The sequence below is a fragment of the Cedecea sp. AS113 genome (assembly GCF_037152415.1).
GTDB lineage: Bacteria > Pseudomonadota > Gammaproteobacteria > Enterobacterales > Enterobacteriaceae > Cedecea.
In genome coordinates, this window is sequence record NZ_JBBCMI010000020.1 from 1 (window position 1) to 16,028 (window position 16,028).

Genomic DNA, 16,028 nt, shown 5'->3' on the forward strand with positions numbered 1-16,028 from the left:
GAGCCGCTGAAAACGCTGCGCCATTGCATTTCAACCATCCTGCCGGCGCTACAGACAACGCCCACGGAACAGGCACACCAACCGGCAAAGCCGATCCTTCCCCCAAACCAAGGTTTGCGAGAGCCGTAGAAACCGCCCCGGCACCGTCGGCCTTGATATCCGCGAAGGGGTTTTGGCGGCTGAGATATTGGTTACCAAAACCTGAAGCAAGCTTCGCCAGGAAGGCAGCGATATCACCGTCGTCCAGCACGTCCTGCCCGCTTTTATCGCTTACGAACTGGGCCAGCGCGGCGGCAATAAATGACGTCTGGCGCAGCGCTTTGTTCACCTGAGCGCTGCTGGCTTTACCGCCGGCAAAGCCGCTTAACAGCGCGGGCAAATTTTCCCATTCATTTTGCGGCGTGACGTTGGCGTCAGGCCTGGTTGCAAAAGGTTTAAACTGATTTGTAGCCATTAAAGTTTCCTCTCCCATGCGCCGTCGTCAAAACCGGCGATATAGTGATTGTTGATATCAAACCCAAAGAATTTGCCGCCCTGCGACGGCGCTTCTACCGAAGGCGTCTGAATGTCTCCGGCCCAAACGCCGGCGGCTTTCACCGTCAGGTAGCCCTGTTTGATGGCCGCGAGAAGCTCGAGGGACACGTCAGCAATGTCCGTTTCCGGCAGTACCCAGACAGAAATGGTCATGTCCTGGTTGTCGACGATTTGCATTCGCAGCCCTGCGCCTGCCGTGGCGGCGTCCAGAATCACGGGCAGCGTGTCGTTCTGCCCGTCCCAGTTGTTCATTGCGATTTTTGCCTTGAGGATGATGCGGTAGGTTTCATCGCTCAGTGAGGTGTAGCCTGCATCGGGATCGTAAGGTCCCTGCCACACGCCCTGGTCGTAACCCAGCCCGTCGGTGTCCCAGCTAAAATAGACGCCGGAAATCGGCTGGCTAACGATGCGGCTTCGCCCAATCCACTGCCCCAGCGCATCAAGCTGAACCCCAACCGCAGTGTCGATATCAAACGCATCGATCAGGCTTTCGGTGATCATTGCGGTCTCAGTGAAAGGACGGGTGCTCAGATCCACGTGAGCAAAAAACAGGGGCTTGCTGGCGTGGTAGCTGGTGATGCGCCCGGTATATTTACTCATGAGCTCACCGTGATATTGATGTTGTCCACGCTGCAGGAGGCAGCTTCGCTGTAGCCGATATTGACGTTAGCCGCCGCGACCGCAGAGGTAGATTTACCGATCAGCAAGTCGGTGATGTCGTAATAACGCGCTTTCCCGCCGCTGACTACGCCCAGGTTGGCCGGTGAGTAAATGCGGCTCAGCAGCACGCTGTCGCCAATGCCCAGGCCGTTGATATAGTCGGCAATCGCCTGCTTCATCTGCTCGCCGATTTGCGACGTATAGCCAGTGAACACTTTCAGCACGATGTCGACGTAAATCGGCACATTGCCGGACCGAGAGAAAGCAATGCTGTGGGGATTGCCGTAGAGATCGGGCACCACAATGGACGTGGTGCCGAAGGTTGCCACGCCCTGGCCCTTTTTACCCCTGATCGTCTGGGCAATTTCCGTCACATCCCCGCCGTCCACAATCGCAGCGATGCAATGCGGAGGCAGGCCATTGGCGTTGACGGTGCCAGTATCATTTTCGTAGAGCTTATGCCGGGTAACGCCTGCGATGTTGGCAATCGCTCCCTCGACCGCTTCGAACGGCGTGAGCGCAGGCAAGGCAACGCTCTGCGACTGTCGGATGCGCAATTCGGCATCAGTTTCCGCTGCTACGCCCGGCGTGGCAGCCTGAGGGTTCGTGACCGCAGTCCAGCCGCGCGTTGGGGTGCCCATAATGGTAATAGACCCCGCAGGGGCTACCATTACGCCGCTGCTGGCACAGGTTGCGGTGGCGATGACTGAGCCATCGACGCCTATCGACACCACCTCAGGCAAAAACCACGTCACGCCGCTGTCATCCCTGACGGAACCGTGGGTGATGGTCGTGCCGGGAATGCCCGTCAACAGCAGATCGACCGTCGAGAAAGTCGCTGCCCGCCTGACAATACCGTTGATCTTAACGTTGCTAGATAACGCCCGCCCCATTGCCGTCACAGGCGAAAAGCTGTTGTAAGAAGCAATCGCCGCATTGTTAGCGTCATGAATGGCCAGCGCCACCAGCGAGATGAGCTGCCCGTCTTTGCTGTCCGGCTCCAGGTACGCATCGGTGCCGTAGATTTGCCTGAACGCATCCATCAAAGTCCCTAACAGGCTTTGATAATCAGGCGCGGTTATCCCCTGGGCCGTTACCGTTGCCGATAACCCCAGCGTTTCAGAATTGAGGGCCATTTATGCCTCGCTGTTTAAAGTGGTAGGACCGTAAACGGTGTCGATGGTGGCGTTGAAGGTTACGGTGCGTTTTTCAGTGCGCGCGGCGGTGACATCCAGCACGGACTTAACGCCCATGGTCTGGCTGACGCGGTCAATCAGCATTAATACCCAGGTGTCATCCTGCTGTTTGCCAAGAACGGACTGGCGGTAAGGTGTGCCGGTCCGGTTATCCAGAAACCACTCACCCTGCCACAGCTTGAGCCGGGTACTCACCGCCTGAGCCACGCACTCCGGCGAGTTTTCCAGGAAGGTGTTTTCTCCCTGACCAAAGGTGTAATCTCCGTCGCTGCTCTCTCTGCGGTATTTCATACCGGACCTCCCGTGTTCGCACCGCCGGACTGCACGCCGCCGTGGCGGTGATTCGTCAGGCTTATCCCGCTGGCAGTAACATCTCCGCTCACGGTCACGTTGCCTTTGATATTGACCTCACCGGTCAGGTCAATGCTGGCCGCCGTCGCGGTAAGTTTTCCCGGCGTAGCGAGCGTGATGCTGTGGCTGCTGGGATCCAGCTCAACAAAGGCTTTGCCGTCTTCGCTGCGTAGCTGAACCGCCGAAGTGCTGATGCCGCTGATTTTTTTCGCCTGTGACTGAGGGCCAGGCAACACGAAGGCATCCGACAACGAGTGCTGACGGGCATCGACCGGCTCCTGAATGCCTCCGCTTTGCCACCAAAAGTCGATGGCGCGATCGGCGAAAATAACCAGGCATTCGTCTCCCGCTTTAAGCGGAAACGTCAGCGAGCACCCTCCGCCATGCGGGAAAACAACCGGCACATCCACCAGCAGAGGATAATTGACTTGGGACACAGTTCCGTCTCTGGCGAACTGTGCGCCTCTGATCGCTGGGGCGACAGCGCAGGTAACGGTTTGTGGATCAAAAGACTGAATAATGCCAGGCAGCGCCACACGCAGCGTATTACTCAACGCAGCATTGTTCGTGGCAAGAGCCTCGGCAAATTCTCCCATCAGGGAAGACGTTGTTAATGCCATCTAACCTCCAGTAGTAAAAAGCCCGCCGAGGCTGGCCTCTTATTTCATTTTTTCTGTGGACCATTTATTTACATTTTCATCACTCGGGTGTTGGCTATTTAATGGGCGACACATAATATCCATGTACCATTCCGTCCCTCGGGAATCGCCTTTATAAACGATGCCATACACTTTATATATTCCACCGCTGGCCCTTTGCGCATTGGCCGATGCAGCTGTCGTACCTAATTCAGGCACGGCCGGATAAGGCCATTTATTATCCAGCTTAATTAAGCCATAAACCTGAATATCTGGATTAATAAGACATTTCAGCGAAAACTCATTTCCAGATATTTGTTGTGGCATGCCAATGACACCACTACGGCTACTAATATTAATTGGCTCATGAGATATTTGATCTGGCGTGTAGAGATCTAACCTGTCATTCAATATCTGCCACTCAGCGCCACATAGACTTGCCAGCCTGTCTAGATAGGCGCTAACTTTACCGTGAAATGTATATCCTCGAGGAAACTCTGTAATAGGGAATATGGGTCTATTACCACTAACTACACCGTAAGGTTTTAATGCGTTGCCAATCAGGTCATACATATCTTCCGCGGTATACCCTTTCGCAAGCGTGGCACTTAATACTGCAGAAGAAATAACTTCATGCCCGTCAATGGCCTGAATTACCAGCCAATTATCGGGCGATGTTTCTCGCCCGGTGACTGTTAGACGAATGTCGCCGCCAAATAATAATCCAACATTAGTTTCGTTGGACCTGGCACCAACTATTACAGGTTTTACCGTACCAACTTCAGACTCATCATAAACACTTCGACCATAACCAGCGAAGATACGAATCCGGGTAAATTCAGGCCCGGTGATTCTTTTTGACGTAGACTCACTGAGATTATAAATTTTAATCTCGGCAACTTTTGGGTTCGCGCCACTTTGCCAGGAAATTTTGAATGTAACTTTAAACCCGGAAAGAGATATTCCCTTGTCATTGTTATCCACCAGTTGAAGTTCCAGGTGGCGTGACCAGTTCCGGCTCATATCGCCCCCTTAATACTGACTGACAAAATAAAGATGACTGAGTGTGCCGAGGTTAGCTTTCGTTGGATATTCATGGGCCTCATCGTCTGATATAACCCATAAACCACCAGAAAAACCTAACCCGCTGTGAGATTCCAACAAATTAGCGCCCTGTACCAGCGGAATACCAGTAACAAGGGGCGTATCATCCAGGTTAAGCAAGTCCAGAATCCAACCACCAGAATCCCGAAAAATAAGCCTCAAACGGAGTTTTTGCCCGCCAAGCTGAATAGTGAAGAGTTGGTTCTCCGCGGTGAGTGGAATTTCCTCTATAGACATGGTCCTATCCTTAACGTACAGACGTTCTTGCGCCGGGCAGCGGCAAGACGTTGATATGAGCCTCACCCGCTGGCATGGTAGTTTTAGTCCCACCACTTGCGACAGCAGAAGTAGAAATTCCCTCTCTCATATTCGCTTTAGGCGCTGCAGGCAATGCCTCAGTGTAAGAAATAATGACTTCAGCAAACGTCAGTGAGCATTTAAGAATATTACTGGTTTCCTTATTCACAGTAACACCAATTTGCTTAAGCAGCATATTCTGATAGCTGCGTTTACTGGTAATCACCGAGATTGGCTCACCTTGATTTTGTAGTTGCAAAAGATTTTTATAAATATTTTGCTGCGTACCATCCCAGTGAAACCCTGGCTCTTTGATATTGCTAAAGTCAAGCCACCCTCCGCCGGAGAAAACACAATTCATAGTGAGCTCGCTGGGTTTCCGCCAAAAGTGATCGCTGATATTGGCTCCCATTTCAACGGGATGAGAAGCAATTTCAATAGAATCGGAATGGCTTTCATCAAGAATAACTTGTTGTGCAAGAAAGGCTGAGCCAAGAGATTTAGCCCAAAGTAATGCTGAAGTAATATTCATATCATGTCACTCCAACCATATTCATCTGTGTGACTAATGAATAAGCACTCGTTTGGCGCAGTGCAATTTCACTTGCCACCGAAGCCGGGTCACCAGCACCATTTACCACAATATCAACTTTGTGATTTATAATAGGTGAACTCACATTGCTGACATTATTACTCCCAAGTTCACTTGGTGTAGCATAGCGCCAACCCGGATCATTCCCATATCCGCTTAATAAAAGAGACTCAATACCTGGATGACTCAGATTATTTAACAAAGAAGAAGGTTTATAAGAACCTAAATCCATAGATGGTTTGATCTCATCTCTTGCCTCATCATTATTTAATCTGTTATCAACCCATTTACCATCCTGCCAATGAGCATCGCCTTTACCAAACAATGCCAAACCCAAATCTTTAAAGGTAGGTGCAGTGCGAATACGTTGAAAATAATCGTAACTGCCAAAGGCTGAATTTAATCCTTTATCAATAATAGGCTCCAGCATGACAGCAGCTGCTCCAACGCCACCTAATCTCCCTAATATGCTTCTGGGAACCGCTTTGGCTGATATTCCCATTAGTTGCCTCAAGGCTTGAATAACGGTTCCGATGGCGGTAATCATCTTTGTTGCCCAAGAAATAGCTGTATAGGTTGCCAGGGAACGAAATACGGTTTCCCAGCCGCCAACCGCCGAAACAGCGACTTTAATTACCTCACCGATTAAACGGAAACCTCCCACGACATTTTCAATAACCGGTCCCCACTCTCCCCAGTCAATAAAGCTCTCTTGCCCAGCTTTCCATTTCTGGTAGTCGTTATAAAGCAGGCCAATGGCCGCAGCCAGCGAGAGGATAATCCCGACAGGGGAAGCGAGAAATGCGCTGTTCAGAACCAGCCAGGCCGCGGTAAGCCCCGCTAAACCACCGATTAGCCCCTGAGAACCTTCGTCAAGGCGATCCCACCACGCCATCACGTCGGTAACCCAGTCGATGGTGCCGCTCAGTGCATCAACGAAAATGTCAGCAAACTGTTCAACGACGGCGCCAATTTTGTCCAACACGCGTTCAATTTGTGGCGCTTTAACCAGCATTTTTTCGGCCAGTCTCTCAACGGGCTCAGCCAATTTTTCGGCCAGATCGCCGCCTGATTTTGCTACTAACAAATCAAACACGGAGTCCGCTTTACGCCAGGACTGCATAAATTTTTCGGACTGGTCGGCGCTTTGCTCTGCGCTTCCGCCTATGCGGATGGACAAGTCCTGATACTCTTCGGCAAACTGGCTTAATCCGCGCTGCATCGCATGCAGCGTGTCGTCATCAATCCCCAGATTCAATGCATAGAAATCGGCGCTGTCTCTGTTCACTGCGCCCAAAGAACGGGCAACCTGCGTGAAAATATCGGCGTTATCCCGCTTTAAGCCAGCGTCATCATGCGTTTTTACGCCGAGACTTTTCAACAGGCTCTCGTGCAGCGAGTCACCGTTCACATACTCACTGACGCTTTTAATCGACTTTTGCAGCGCACCAATGTCCGCCCCTGACTGACTGGCACCGTATTGCAGTGCCTTGTAAGCCTCTAAATCGGCGTTCAGAGATTGAGCTGCCTGTGCATCCTTCTCGATGCCAGACAGCCGCTTTTCAAACCAGGATCCCGCTTTAGTTAGCGGAGACAGCACCTGATTACTGAAGTTTTCGAAACTTTTAGCCAGTTTTTCAAAATCAACTTTTGCCGCCTCTTCTTTTCCCTTTTTCAGCGTTTTATCCAGTTCCCCAAAAGCGGCGTTGATTCGCGAGCTAAGGTCTTCTTGATAAAAAAAATCTGGGATCGGGACGTAAGGAACAAGCTGTGTGCTAGCGCTCATTTTCCTCTCTCCAGCGTGTGATACAGGCCTTGTTATCGGCCTGCATCTCAAGGTAATCATTCATCAGCGCAATATCGTAGAGATCCACCGCGCCGCTTTTTAGATCCAGCCAGCTGAGGCCGAAGACCTCCGTCGGGCGAAGAATGTAATCTTCCCCGCCCGGCAGCGCCTCCAGCCTCAGGCCGCCGACGGAGCCGGTTTTTCGCTGCCGGGGAGTTCTTGCAAAAAATTTCCCAGCGAGTCGGCCACCACCCGGGCCACCAGCTGTAGCAGCGTCATCAGATCGATATCGTCAAAGGACAATGCGCCCTGACTAAAGACCGGCACCCAGCCCTTCATGTGTTCGCGCGTCACGACCGAGAGGCACGGATACAGAATGGTGTTGCAATCTTCCTCGCTGAGGTCGGCAAGGGTGCGGGCAATTTTTGGCAGCACGGTTTCGAGGGCGTTTCCGCCCTCCTTACCCTGCAAGCTGCGAAAATCACCCACAACGCCTGCCAGAACCGGCAGCAGCTTCCGAGCAACGCTAAGCTGCTCGAAAACGCCGAGCTTGCCAATGCGGTAGTTCACCGCTTTCAGGGTAATTTCCATGGCTTAGAACTCCCCAAGCAGCTGATCGATTTTGCCGCAGTCAAACTTCCAGTCCATGGTGCCCGCATCTTTGCCATTGCTGTTCGCTGGAAGCTGAGAAAACGCCACACTGCTGGCCGAAACCAAATCGCCGGAGGAAGTGTTGCGCACCACAATCGTGTTCTTACCCCACAATGCCGAGGAGAGCGTTTGGGCGTTGTAAGCCAGCATCAGCTTTTTGTTCACCGGGGAGGTTTTCATCAAGGTCACGGTGATCGAACCGTTTTTAGCCGGAGAGAGGTTATGCATCACCTCACCGTCTATGCCGACGGTCATCGTGTTTTTTGTGCCAGCCATTTCCACTTTGATCCCGGCATCACCGTTCGCACTGCCCGCGCCCAAATCAATCACGCCGGTTGGCCCCACAAGAGAAGCCGTCACATCCATAAAAGAATAAGTACCCATTTAAATCTCCTTAACGAACAACATTGATTTCGACGTCAGCGAAGTGCACGGCACCCGCCAGTTTGCAGGCCACCTGAATCACTGGCGCCTTACGCGCCTCGCGGTCTGACTGCGCCTGAGTCGCTACAGCTGGGGCGTAAACGTAGTAGCCTTTGGTCAGCGTGTCGCCGGAGGCCAGTTGGCCAATATCGGCGCCATTCCAGACACCCGGTGCGACCAGACCATTGGTGACCGCCTGCGCCATGGAGTGCTCAACGTTGCTCAGCAGACGGGTAACACCGGCATCGGTTTGCGGGATTTTTGTGGTGCTGGTGTAAAGCAGGTTATAGAGGTTGGTCTGCACATAGTTTTGCAGCCAGTCCAGGCCGTGGCGCTCATCGATGAAGCTGCCGTTGCTCATTACGCCTTCCTGAATAATGGCGGTGTCGTTGTTGTAATTCACAAAGACGTTGGCATTTTTCGCGGAAAGAGCATTGATTTGTGTTTGGGTCAGCGTTTCTGCGGTAATTCCCGGTTCCTGCTTGAATTTCAGGGTAATGGTGGTGTTATTGCCGTTGAAGTTAACGGTGAACGCGCGGCCAAACAGGGAGGCGGCCGCAAACGGCGTGGCGCTGGAGTACTGACCAAAAGTGCGGGCGAACTTAGCCGCTTTCAGCTTGCTGAAGACATCGGTGCTGTCGTTAGCATCCAACACTTTAGCGCTGGCGGAAGTATGACCAAAGATACGGGAAACGCCGTCGCCTTCAATAACCGCCGCCACGGCCAGCACGCCTTCATCGGTAAGGGTATCGTCGGCAATCACCAGACCATACCAGTCGGTCGAGTGCGCACTCAGCGCGGAGACGCATTCGGCGATGGTTTCTCCGGCTTTGCCCTCGCCGCCTTCTTTAACCCAGCGCCCGATATACAGGTCAGCAGGCTGCGGGGACTGCTGGTAGTAGAGGCTGGCGGCTTTGTATTCCGGCGCTTCCAGACCAAAATCGGCGGCTACGCCGCTCAGGCTGGAATAAGCACGCATACGCTCTTTGGCATCAATAACGTTGCTCGCGCCTACGACCAGCAGCGCACCATAGTTACGGGACTGCGCCGCACGCGGCGCCATATTCACTGTCACGCTGACAATGTTAGATACAGGTAAACCCTGTGACATAGCTTACTCTCCAATGATTTTTACTGCGGATGAAAGGATGGAACGAATACCGTAGCGCCGGGCAATACTGCGCTTGAGCGCCACGGTGAGGGTGTAGCGGCGTAGCCACTGGTTATTGATAAATTCAGGGTCCGGCGTAATGTCGCCGCACTGCAAAAACGTCAGGCCCAGTCGGTTAAGCTCGGCGTTGTTTTGCGGCACGTTCAGGCCATCACGAAAAAGCGCGGCAACGGCCTGAGCGCCGGGGCCATAAAAGCCACAGGTCACGTCCACGGACTCGGTGCTCTGAAGTACGCTTTGATCGCTGTCCTGTGAGTGGAAGAAAGACGCTTCCGCCTGCTTCACGTTGGTAAAAAAGTCACACCAGGTAATGCCGGCCTCAGGCGTGGCAGGTGGCGGGTCGCTCCACTTCGCCATCACCATTTCCGGCGGCAGGCCTGATACGCCGACAATCCAGCCGGTAAGATCGGCATCAAGTACATCGTCGTAGTGTGGCGATGCCCCCAGCGGCGTCAGAAAGCCCGGACGCGTGGTGTCATTCATTGATTTCTCCAAAGAAAAACCGCCCAAAGGGGGTTCAGATAAGGCTTACAGCCCTTTGGCCTGCAGACGAGCCACGTGGTCGACGTACAGCTTGACCGGGTCGCTGTTGCTGGCCACCACGCCGGCAAGCTGGTTGATGGCATCGACGTGATCCATCGAATAGTCGGAGCCAATCACCTTGCCCAGATGGCTGCTGTAACGGCCAACCAGGCCATCGTTCTGGAAACGTTCGTTGGTGAACAGGATGGAAAACGCCAGCATGGCGACATGCAGCGGATCCAGATTGTTCGCGCCCTGATTCAGCGGGTTGTAGTCGATAATCCCGCTCCACGAGTAGTAGTAGACGCCGTTATCCAGCTCTTTGCCCTGGCCGCCCCACTGCGCAGGCAGTCCCTGCGGATACTTCTTGTTAAAGGCGGCAACGCCTTCGCTAGTCAATGCATCCAGGGCATCCACGCCGGATTGAGGCAGACGAGGTGCCCCCGCCAGGGCGGAAAGCAGCTGGCCGAAAGCCGACAGGGCAGCATTGGCGATAGACTCTGGCAGGCGGCCAGGCTTCAGCGCCAGTCGAACAAGGTCTGCCACTTCGGAGCCATGGTTAACGCCGTTCACGGAGGTTACCGAGGCAATAAGTTCAGGATGGGTCGCCGCAGCGTAACGACAGGCCAAAGGCCCCTGACTGTGGCCAATCAGGTTAACTTTTGCCGCACCCGTTTCGGCCAGGACTTTACGGATAAATTCCAGCAGCTGCTCGCCGCGCATTTCATTGCTGTTCAATGCGGAAATCGTGGCGATGTAGACCTTCGCCCCGGCTTTCTCCAGCGCCTCTTTGATGCCGTAGAAATAGGGGTAGATCCCGCCAATTTTGTCGAAACCGAACAGACCGTGGACCAGAACAATCGGGTACTTCAGGGATGTAGACATAGGAATGACCTCTTTGACGTAGGAATAAAAAAGCCTCGAAAATTCGAGGCTTAGTTCAGGCACTGATTGCGGATGTACTCCTGCAGCCCCGCCAGCTGCTTGTTGCTCGTTTCTATTCGCTCCCGAAGACGGAAATAATCCCGTTGAGCGGCGTCAGTAAGTCCGGGGGCGGCTCCATCATCCAGCCTGGCGGTGGCGGTGGTGCCAGGCACTGCTTTGCAGGTGGCGCTGACGCGCAGCCGCTGAGTACCAGCAGCCACATCACGCTGCAGGTTTTCAATGGTGAGCCGGGCATGGGTTAACTCCTCGCTATAGTGGACATCCAGGTCAGCTATTGCCTGCTGGCGCCGGACAAGGTTTTGCAGCTCATTTTTTTGCTGAGCCAGCTGCTCCAGGGCTGACTCTGCCCTTTGTTTTTGCACGGCATAGCGTTGGTGAAACCACCAGCTGCTGGCAATGAGCAGCGTAAAGGCCGCCAGCACAAGTGAGGTCAGCGGCTTCATTCTTCCGGCTCCGGCCAGGTACAAAGCTGGTACTCCACCTCGCGACGATTGATAAGCCCCTGCCACTGCTTCCCACCCGCCCAGATCCATTTTTTCAGCCCAGCGCAGGCCTGTTTGTACTCGCCAGCGTTTAACATCCTGAGCACGGAAGAGCGCAGAAAAGCGGCTGTACCAACGTTGTAGGTAAAGCTAATCAAAGCTGCTCGTTGGTACTCACTGACCGGGACGGTGACGGCCCTTGAGACCGCCTGAGCCGCCGGGCCGAGATCCTGGTCAAGCCAGCGCCTGCACTCAGACAGGGTGTATGTTTTGTCGGGAATAATGTCTTTACCGGTATGGCCGTAACAGACGGTCAGCACCCCGGCGACGTCGTAATATGGCGTGTAGCGCACGCCTTCCAGCTCGGGCAGAAGCGTGCCTGCAATCGTCAGAGCACCCGCCCCTGACAATCCGAGTAATGTTTTTCTGAGTCCGGGAGAAAGAGCCACTAGTTACCTGCCTTTTTCAGTACCTCGCTGACTGCCCTGATAATCTCAATCTGCTCGGCTCGGTTTAAGGTTTGCAAGTCATCCACCAGCGTCTGGAGGATTCGGGTGCGCTTTTGATCTTCGAGATGCTGTCGGTGGGCATCCAGCCTGCCGCCCAGCCACGAAGCCAGTGAAATCAGTACGCTAAGCAGTCCGAATATCATGTAGACCATATCCTGTGTCGTGATACCCAGACCGGCGGCAAGCGCCGCCAGCCACGCAAAAGACTGCGTGACCAGATTTGCGGGTTGGTCGTTCATGGAAGAACCTTCGGTTGAGGGGTCGAACTGCCGTTGGGATAAAGAAGCGGTATGGCGTTAAATCAGCGGAACAGGTTTTCCGCGTCGGGTTTGCTTCCCGGTCGCTGCCGGTAAGCCGGATTCGCTGCGAGGCGTGGCCTGATAAACGCTTTTTTGCCTGGCGTCTAACTTCTGGCGCAGTCGTTGATAATGCTCTGCCTGCTGAATGATTTGCAGACCATAGATGTTAATCACCCCCAGGGCCTTGTCGGGGCGAGACCTGGGTTTACGAACCAGCGAGAGAATAAGCCGTGCCTCAGGTTTCGCTCTTACCCCGACTAACAGCGGGTTGGCAGCTTTCCAGACGGCCTGTTTAGCTTCGCGGCGCTGGCGGCGACGTGCCTGTGCGTCCATACAACCTCCTGTCAATCAACTTTGGTGATATCTCTCTGATATCCCAAAGCTTCTTGCTTTGGTGTATGTGCCCTTTTTCAGGGCCTGATGTTAAGGAGCGTTCACTTGCCTTGTGAGTCGGTGCGTCCTGCCGATGAATTGATATTGAACCAATAGTACAATTACGTCAAGAACCAAAAGTACGAATTATTTAAAAAAAGATCGCATTGATAATTACTTATTGATTTATAAGATTATTTTTAGATGGGTTAGCATTCGAGTTGCGGCAAGGCGGCAAGGGATCCAGCCTCAGGAGCACACTTGGGTAAGTGACTGAGGCTGGATGGAGCTTGAGGATGAGCTATCTCAGGCGTGGCGGCGAATTGAATGGCTGTACATCACTCGGCCAATAATTTTGAGGTGCTGTTCGTTCTCTTCGCTAATGCGCCAGTCAGCATATTTGGGGTTGTCCGATCGCACCAGCAGGCAGTCATGGGTCATCTGCAGGCGCTTCACCAGCAGCTGTCCCTTATAGAGAAACACATAGATGCCATCGCCATCGAAGTAGTCTTTGCCAATATCCACAAAGATATAGTCACCCAGTTCAATGGTGCCGGACATGCTGTCACCGGTGACAGTGATGACTTTTATCGTTGAAGCCGGCCGGTGGCCGAACAGCTCCAGCGCTTCCTGGCTGTCGTAGACGATGTGGTTGATGGTTTCGGTGACTTCGCTGGAGACCAGTCGCCCCGGCCCCGCGCTGGCCTCAATGTCCAGTACGTCGATGCGAAAGCCCTGCTCTTCGCGCGGCTGGAAAGGATAAATGGCCGCCTCTTCATGGCTGGCCGTATTCTCGCGCCCTTCGCTTTGATAGCCCGTTTCACTGCCGTGCTGAAGCCAGAGCGCGTCGGCCCGAAGAAACGTTGCCAGCTCGTACATTTTATCCTGCCGGGGGATGGCTTCGGCGTTAAGCCACTTACTGACGGCCTTGGAGGAAACGCCCAGCGCGCGCGCTATCGCCATACCGCGCCCGAACTCATCGAGGTTTGCTTCGCTGCAGGCCTGCGCCAGCCTGCGGGAAAAAGCTTCGCGCAGTTGTTCTCTCTGTACCATAAGTACGACCCCGTCGTGTTTTTCATGACCAATAGTTCAATGATAACACGTACTGAAAGTACACAAAGCACAAAACTTAAAGGCGCAGTATCATTGGGGATGATCTGCTTTTGTGGTAAAGTGCGCGCCATCGAAACGTCCCTGCTTTATCCATTATCTTTAATCAAACTTAATACTGGTTAAATATACAGGCTTTTGCAATGTTTTGAGCGCGAAATGTGAATATATCTTTGAGTCCGGTGGGGCTGGTAACAGGTTGAAATGGCGTTATTAATTACGAAGAAGTGCATCAACTGCGATATGTGCGAGCCGGAATGCCCGAATCAGGCCATCTCCATGGGCGATGCTATCTACCAGATCGATACCGATCGTTGCACGGAATGCGTGGGCCATTACGAAACCCCGACCTGCCAGAAAGTTTGCCCGATCCCCAGCACGATAATTCACGACCCGGCGCACATTGAGAATGAAGAGCAGCTGTGGGATAAGTTCGTGCTGCTCCACCATGCGGATAAACTTTAGCTTTCGATGATCACCGTCGCGCAGGCGTAATGGCGCTCATCCGCCAGGGTAACGTGAACTGAACGCACGCCCATTTTTTCAGCCAGCCGCTCCGCCTCTTCCCAAAACCGCAGTTGAGGTTTGCCCAGCGCGTCGTTAAACACTTCAAACTGGTTGAACGCCAGCCCGTTGCGAATTCCGGTACCAAAAGCTTTCGCGGCCGCTTCTTTCACCGCAAAACGCTTCGCCAGAAAACGCACCGGCTGCTGATGCGCCTGGTACAAGACCCATTCATTTTGGCTCAGTACGCGCTTTGCCAGTCGGTCGCCGGAACGGGAAATGACGCTCTCAATGCGCGCAATTTCCACTATGTCCGTGCCGAGGCCGAGAATGGCCATTAGCGACGCGCTTCCTGCATCAGGCGTTTCATTTCAGCCACGGCTTCTTTAAGCCCGCTCATTACCGCTCGCCCGATAATCGCGTGACCGATGTTCAGCTCATGCATTTCAGGGATCCGCGCAATGGCCTGAACATTGTGATACGTCAGCCCGTGACCAGCATTCACCTTCAGCCCTTTAGCGGCGGCATAGCTCGCGGCTTCAGCAATGCGAGCCAGCTCTTTGGCCTGCGTGACTTCATCTTCAGCATCCGCATAGCAGCCGGTGTGAATTTCAATGTAAGGCGCACCCACGGCCACCGCCGCGTCAATCTGCGCGTGGTCGGCATCAATAAACAGAGAAACCAGAATACCGGCGTCAGCCAGGCGCTGGCAGGCATCGCGCATTTTATCCAACTGACCGGCAACATCCAGGCCGCCTTCGGTGGTTACTTCCTGGCGCTTTTCCGGCACCAGGCAGCAGAAATGCGGTTTCGTCTGGCAGGCAATAGCGATCATCTCTTCGGTGACGGCCATTTCCAGGTTCATGCGGGTATCGAGGGTTTCCCGCAGAACGCGAACGTCACGGTCGGTGATGTGGCGGCGATCTTCGCGCAGGTGAACGGTAATGCCATCGGCACCCGCCTGCTCTGCGATAAACGCGGCCTGAACCGGATCCGGGTATGCCGTACCGCGCGCGTTACGCAGGGTAGCGATGTGATCGATGTTGACGCCTAACAGTAATTCAGCCATGACAATCCTCAGAGTTCGCAGACAGATGCCGGGCAGTTTACACCTGCCGGGGAAAGCCTGGCTACGGTCTGTGATTACTGTGAGCTATCTGAAGGCTCAGGTGGCGTTTTTTTAGGCACAAACTGGCGGAACAGTTCGCGACTTTTGAGGGGCTTCCCTTGTAGATACGGCTTGAGCGCCATACGCGTGAAACGCTTGGCGGCACGGAGCGTGTCGGCATCGGGAAATTCGCGTTCGGCTAGCGCTCTGAGCTGGCGGCCGGTAAAGCTGCTGTGGCCGATCACCACGCTGGCAATAAAACCTTTCTCTTCACGGTAGGTGTAAGTCATGGTGTCATCGACGACTGCCCCGCTACCAGCGCAGTGCAGAAAATCCACGCCGTAGCCAAGGTGCCCCAGCAGCGCCAGCTCAAAACGACGCAGCGCAGGCTCCGGTGTGCCCGTAGCGCCAGCTAAGGCCTGAATGCAGTGGAGATAATCGAAGAACAGTTCGGAGAAGCGGGTTTCCTGCTCGAGGACGCGCGCCACCAGTTCATTGACGTACAGGCCGCTGTACAGCGTGATACCACTTAAGGGAAGGGCCAGAGAAACCGCTTCGGCGCTGCGTAGCGTTTTGACTTCGCCACGGCCGCCCCAGCGAACCAGCAGAGGGGTAAAAGGCTGCAGAGCGCCTTTCAGATTTGAGCGTTTAGAGCGCGCGCCTTTGGCAATCAGACGAACGCGCCCGGACTCTTCGGAAAACAGGTCGAGCAAAAGGCTGGTTTCGCTCCAGGGGCGACTATGCAGGACAAAAGCCCGTTGCCAGCCTTCCATA

The 16,028-nt window shown here is 53.9% G+C and carries 24 protein-coding genes; 1 reads left to right on the forward strand and 23 read right to left on the reverse strand.

The features are described 5' to 3' along the window. The 20 genes from WFN87_RS19360 to WFN87_RS19455 form a co-directional block, all read right to left on the reverse strand. On the reverse strand, nt 1-454 hold a 454-nt coding region (locus tag WFN87_RS19360; RefSeq protein ID WP_336989467.1), incomplete at its 3' end, for a phage tail protein. Further along, the gene (locus WFN87_RS19365) at nt 454-1,134 is read right to left on the reverse strand and encodes a DUF2612 domain-containing protein (protein ID WP_336981890.1); all 681 of its coding nucleotides are present in this window, start codon (nt 1,132-1,134) and stop codon (nt 454-456) included. The genes WFN87_RS19360 and WFN87_RS19365, both read right to left, overlap by 1 nt. Further along, nucleotides 1,131-2,330, reverse strand: coding sequence for a baseplate J/gp47 family protein (locus WFN87_RS19370; RefSeq protein ID WP_336981888.1), 1,200 nt, complete (start codon nt 2,328-2,330; stop codon nt 1,131-1,133). The genes WFN87_RS19365 and WFN87_RS19370 overlap by 4 nt, the downstream gene beginning before the upstream one ends. Next, nucleotides 2,331-2,681, reverse strand: coding sequence for a hypothetical protein (locus WFN87_RS19375; protein WP_085541543.1), 351 nt, complete (start codon nt 2,679-2,681; stop codon nt 2,331-2,333). It lies immediately after the preceding gene. Further along, nucleotides 2,678-3,361 carry a Gp138 family membrane-puncturing spike protein gene (locus WFN87_RS19380; protein ID WP_336981886.1) on the reverse strand — a complete coding sequence of 228 codons (684 nt, stop codon included), beginning with the start codon at nt 3,359-3,361 and terminating at the stop codon, nt 2,678-2,680. The genes WFN87_RS19375 and WFN87_RS19380 overlap by 4 nt, the downstream gene beginning before the upstream one ends. Nucleotides 3,362-3,400: 39 nt before the next feature. Then, nucleotides 3,401-4,402, reverse strand: a complete 1,002-nt coding sequence (locus tag WFN87_RS19385) for a hypothetical protein (RefSeq protein WP_336981884.1) — start codon at nt 4,400-4,402, stop codon at nt 3,401-3,403. Between the two features lie 9 nt (nt 4,403-4,411). Further along, the gene (locus WFN87_RS19390) at nt 4,412-4,720 is read right to left on the reverse strand and encodes a phage baseplate plug family protein (RefSeq protein WP_336981882.1); all 309 of its coding nucleotides are present in this window, start codon (nt 4,718-4,720) and stop codon (nt 4,412-4,414) included. A 10-nt stretch (nt 4,721-4,730) separates the two neighbouring features. After that, the gene (locus tag WFN87_RS19395; protein WP_085541539.1) at nt 4,731-5,312 is read right to left on the reverse strand and encodes a phage baseplate protein; all 582 of its coding nucleotides are present in this window, start codon (nt 5,310-5,312) and stop codon (nt 4,731-4,733) included. 1 nt (nt 5,313) lies between these two features. Next, on the reverse strand, nt 5,314-7,158 hold the full coding sequence (locus WFN87_RS19400) for a hypothetical protein (protein ID WP_336981879.1): 1,845 nt from the start codon (nt 7,156-7,158) through the stop codon (nt 5,314-5,316). Next, on the reverse strand, nt 7,148-7,222 hold the full coding sequence (locus WFN87_RS24180) for a DUF6889 family protein (protein ID WP_441302654.1): 75 nt from the start codon (nt 7,220-7,222) through the stop codon (nt 7,148-7,150). Before WFN87_RS24180 ends, WFN87_RS19400 begins: the two co-directional genes overlap by 11 nt. 113 nt (nt 7,223-7,335) lie before the next feature. Next, complete coding sequence (locus tag WFN87_RS19410) at nt 7,336-7,749, reverse strand: phage tail assembly chaperone (RefSeq protein WP_336981877.1); 414 nt, start codon at nt 7,747-7,749, stop codon at nt 7,336-7,338. Between the two features lie 3 nt (nt 7,750-7,752). Then, a complete protein-coding gene (locus WFN87_RS19415; protein WP_336981875.1) occupies nt 7,753-8,193 on the reverse strand; it encodes a phage structural protein in 441 nt (146 codons plus the stop codon). 10 nt (nt 8,194-8,203) lie between these two features. After that, nucleotides 8,204-9,343 (reverse strand): DUF3383 domain-containing protein, encoded by a 1,140-nt coding sequence (locus WFN87_RS19420; RefSeq protein ID WP_008459481.1) that lies wholly within the window; start codon nt 9,341-9,343, stop codon nt 8,204-8,206. Between the two features lie 3 nt (nt 9,344-9,346). Next, nucleotides 9,347-9,886, reverse strand: a complete 540-nt coding sequence (locus tag WFN87_RS19425) for a phage neck terminator protein (protein ID WP_336981873.1) — start codon at nt 9,884-9,886, stop codon at nt 9,347-9,349. Nucleotides 9,887-9,931: 45 nt separating this feature from the next. Continuing rightward, complete coding sequence (locus tag WFN87_RS19430) at nt 9,932-10,810, reverse strand: esterase/lipase family protein (RefSeq protein WP_008459483.1); 879 nt, start codon at nt 10,808-10,810, stop codon at nt 9,932-9,934. Nucleotides 10,811-10,860: 50 nt separating this feature from the next. Then, nucleotides 10,861-11,313: a lysis protein gene (locus tag WFN87_RS19435; protein ID WP_336981870.1), complete on the reverse strand. Its 453-nt coding sequence runs from the start codon at nt 11,311-11,313 to the stop codon at nt 10,861-10,863. Then, a complete protein-coding gene (locus WFN87_RS19440) occupies nt 11,310-11,801 on the reverse strand; it encodes a lysozyme (RefSeq protein WP_336981868.1) in 492 nt (163 codons plus the stop codon). Before WFN87_RS19440 ends, WFN87_RS19435 begins: the two co-directional genes overlap by 4 nt. Next, a complete protein-coding gene (locus WFN87_RS19445) occupies nt 11,801-12,100 on the reverse strand; it encodes a hypothetical protein (RefSeq protein WP_008459490.1) in 300 nt (99 codons plus the stop codon). Before WFN87_RS19445 ends, WFN87_RS19440 begins: the two co-directional genes overlap by 1 nt. 57 nt (nt 12,101-12,157) lie before the next feature. After that, complete coding sequence (locus WFN87_RS19450) at nt 12,158-12,493, reverse strand: antitermination protein N (protein ID WP_336981866.1); 336 nt, start codon at nt 12,491-12,493, stop codon at nt 12,158-12,160. 345 nt (nt 12,494-12,838) lie between these two features. Further along, nucleotides 12,839-13,585 (reverse strand): LexA family transcriptional regulator, encoded by a 747-nt coding sequence (locus tag WFN87_RS19455; protein WP_336981864.1) that lies wholly within the window; start codon nt 13,583-13,585, stop codon nt 12,839-12,841. A 261-nt stretch (nt 13,586-13,846) separates the two neighbouring features. On the opposite strand from WFN87_RS19455, the gene WFN87_RS19460 reads away from it, so the two are divergent. After that, nucleotides 13,847-14,107, forward strand: coding sequence for a YfhL family 4Fe-4S dicluster ferredoxin (locus tag WFN87_RS19460; protein ID WP_008459497.1), 261 nt, complete (start codon nt 13,847-13,849; stop codon nt 14,105-14,107). Here WFN87_RS19460 and acpS read toward each other — a convergent pair. The 3 genes from acpS to recO all read right to left on the reverse strand — a co-directional run bounded on the left by acpS (nt 14,104) and on the right by recO (nt 16,027). After that, the gene (gene acpS / locus WFN87_RS19465; protein ID WP_008459499.1) at nt 14,104-14,484 is read right to left on the reverse strand and encodes a holo-ACP synthase; all 381 of its coding nucleotides are present in this window, start codon (nt 14,482-14,484) and stop codon (nt 14,104-14,106) included. The two genes, WFN87_RS19460 and acpS, sit on opposite strands and share 4 nt — an antisense overlap. Continuing rightward, complete coding sequence (gene pdxJ, locus WFN87_RS19470) at nt 14,484-15,215, reverse strand: pyridoxine 5'-phosphate synthase (RefSeq protein ID WP_273968521.1); 732 nt, start codon at nt 15,213-15,215, stop codon at nt 14,484-14,486. Before pdxJ ends, acpS begins: the two co-directional genes overlap by 1 nt. A gap of 74 nt (nt 15,216-15,289) precedes the next feature. After that, nucleotides 15,290-16,027, reverse strand: coding sequence for a DNA repair protein RecO (gene recO, locus WFN87_RS19475; protein WP_008459502.1), 738 nt, complete (start codon nt 16,025-16,027; stop codon nt 15,290-15,292). Nucleotide 16,028 lies beyond the last annotated feature (1 nt).

Excerpts from the sequence above, each read along its gene's own strand:
- WFN87_RS19365 (WP_336981890.1), bottom strand. The coding sequence starts at position 1,134 with ATGAGTAAATATACCGGGCGCATCACCAGCTACCACGCCAGCAAGCCC.
- WFN87_RS19370 (WP_336981888.1), bottom strand. The coding sequence starts at position 2,330 with ATGGCCCTCAATTCTGAAACGCTGGGGTTATCGGCAACGGTAACGGCC.
- WFN87_RS19375 (WP_085541543.1), bottom strand. The coding sequence starts at position 2,681 with ATGAAATACCGCAGAGAGAGCAGCGACGGAGATTACACCTTTGGTCAG.
- WFN87_RS19380 (WP_336981886.1), bottom strand. The coding sequence starts at position 3,361 with ATGGCATTAACAACGTCTTCCCTGATGGGAGAATTTGCCGAGGCTCTT.
- WFN87_RS19385 (WP_336981884.1), bottom strand. The coding sequence starts at position 4,402 with ATGAGCCGGAACTGGTCACGCCACCTGGAACTTCAACTGGTGGATAAC.
- WFN87_RS19390 (WP_336981882.1), bottom strand. The coding sequence starts at position 4,720 with ATGTCTATAGAGGAAATTCCACTCACCGCGGAGAACCAACTCTTCACT.
- WFN87_RS19395 (WP_085541539.1), bottom strand. The coding sequence starts at position 5,312 with ATGAATATTACTTCAGCATTACTTTGGGCTAAATCTCTTGGCTCAGCC.
- WFN87_RS19400 (WP_336981879.1), bottom strand. The coding sequence starts at position 7,158 with ATGAGCGCTAGCACACAGCTTGTTCCTTACGTCCCGATCCCAGATTTT.
- WFN87_RS19410 (WP_336981877.1), bottom strand. The coding sequence starts at position 7,749 with ATGGAAATTACCCTGAAAGCGGTGAACTACCGCATTGGCAAGCTCGGC.
- WFN87_RS19415 (WP_336981875.1), bottom strand. The coding sequence starts at position 8,193 with ATGGGTACTTATTCTTTTATGGATGTGACGGCTTCTCTTGTGGGGCCA.
- WFN87_RS19420 (WP_008459481.1), bottom strand. The coding sequence starts at position 9,343 with ATGTCACAGGGTTTACCTGTATCTAACATTGTCAGCGTGACAGTGAAT.
- WFN87_RS19425 (WP_336981873.1), bottom strand. The coding sequence starts at position 9,886 with ATGAATGACACCACGCGTCCGGGCTTTCTGACGCCGCTGGGGGCATCG.
- WFN87_RS19430 (WP_008459483.1), bottom strand. The coding sequence starts at position 10,810 with ATGTCTACATCCCTGAAGTACCCGATTGTTCTGGTCCACGGTCTGTTC.
- WFN87_RS19435 (WP_336981870.1), bottom strand. The coding sequence starts at position 11,313 with ATGAAGCCGCTGACCTCACTTGTGCTGGCGGCCTTTACGCTGCTCATT.
- WFN87_RS19445 (WP_008459490.1), bottom strand. The coding sequence starts at position 12,100 with ATGAACGACCAACCCGCAAATCTGGTCACGCAGTCTTTTGCGTGGCTG.
- WFN87_RS19450 (WP_336981866.1), bottom strand. The coding sequence starts at position 12,493 with ATGGACGCACAGGCACGTCGCCGCCAGCGCCGCGAAGCTAAACAGGCC.
- WFN87_RS19455 (WP_336981864.1), bottom strand. The coding sequence starts at position 13,585 with ATGGTACAGAGAGAACAACTGCGCGAAGCTTTTTCCCGCAGGCTGGCG.
- WFN87_RS19460 (WP_008459497.1), top strand. The coding sequence starts at position 13,847 with ATGGCGTTATTAATTACGAAGAAGTGCATCAACTGCGATATGTGCGAG.
- acpS (WP_008459499.1), bottom strand. The coding sequence starts at position 14,484 with ATGGCCATTCTCGGCCTCGGCACGGACATAGTGGAAATTGCGCGCATT.
- pdxJ (WP_273968521.1), bottom strand. The coding sequence starts at position 15,215 with ATGGCTGAATTACTGTTAGGCGTCAACATCGATCACATCGCTACCCTG.
- recO (WP_008459502.1), bottom strand. The coding sequence starts at position 16,027 with ATGGAAGGCTGGCAACGGGCTTTTGTCCTGCATAGTCGCCCCTGGAGC.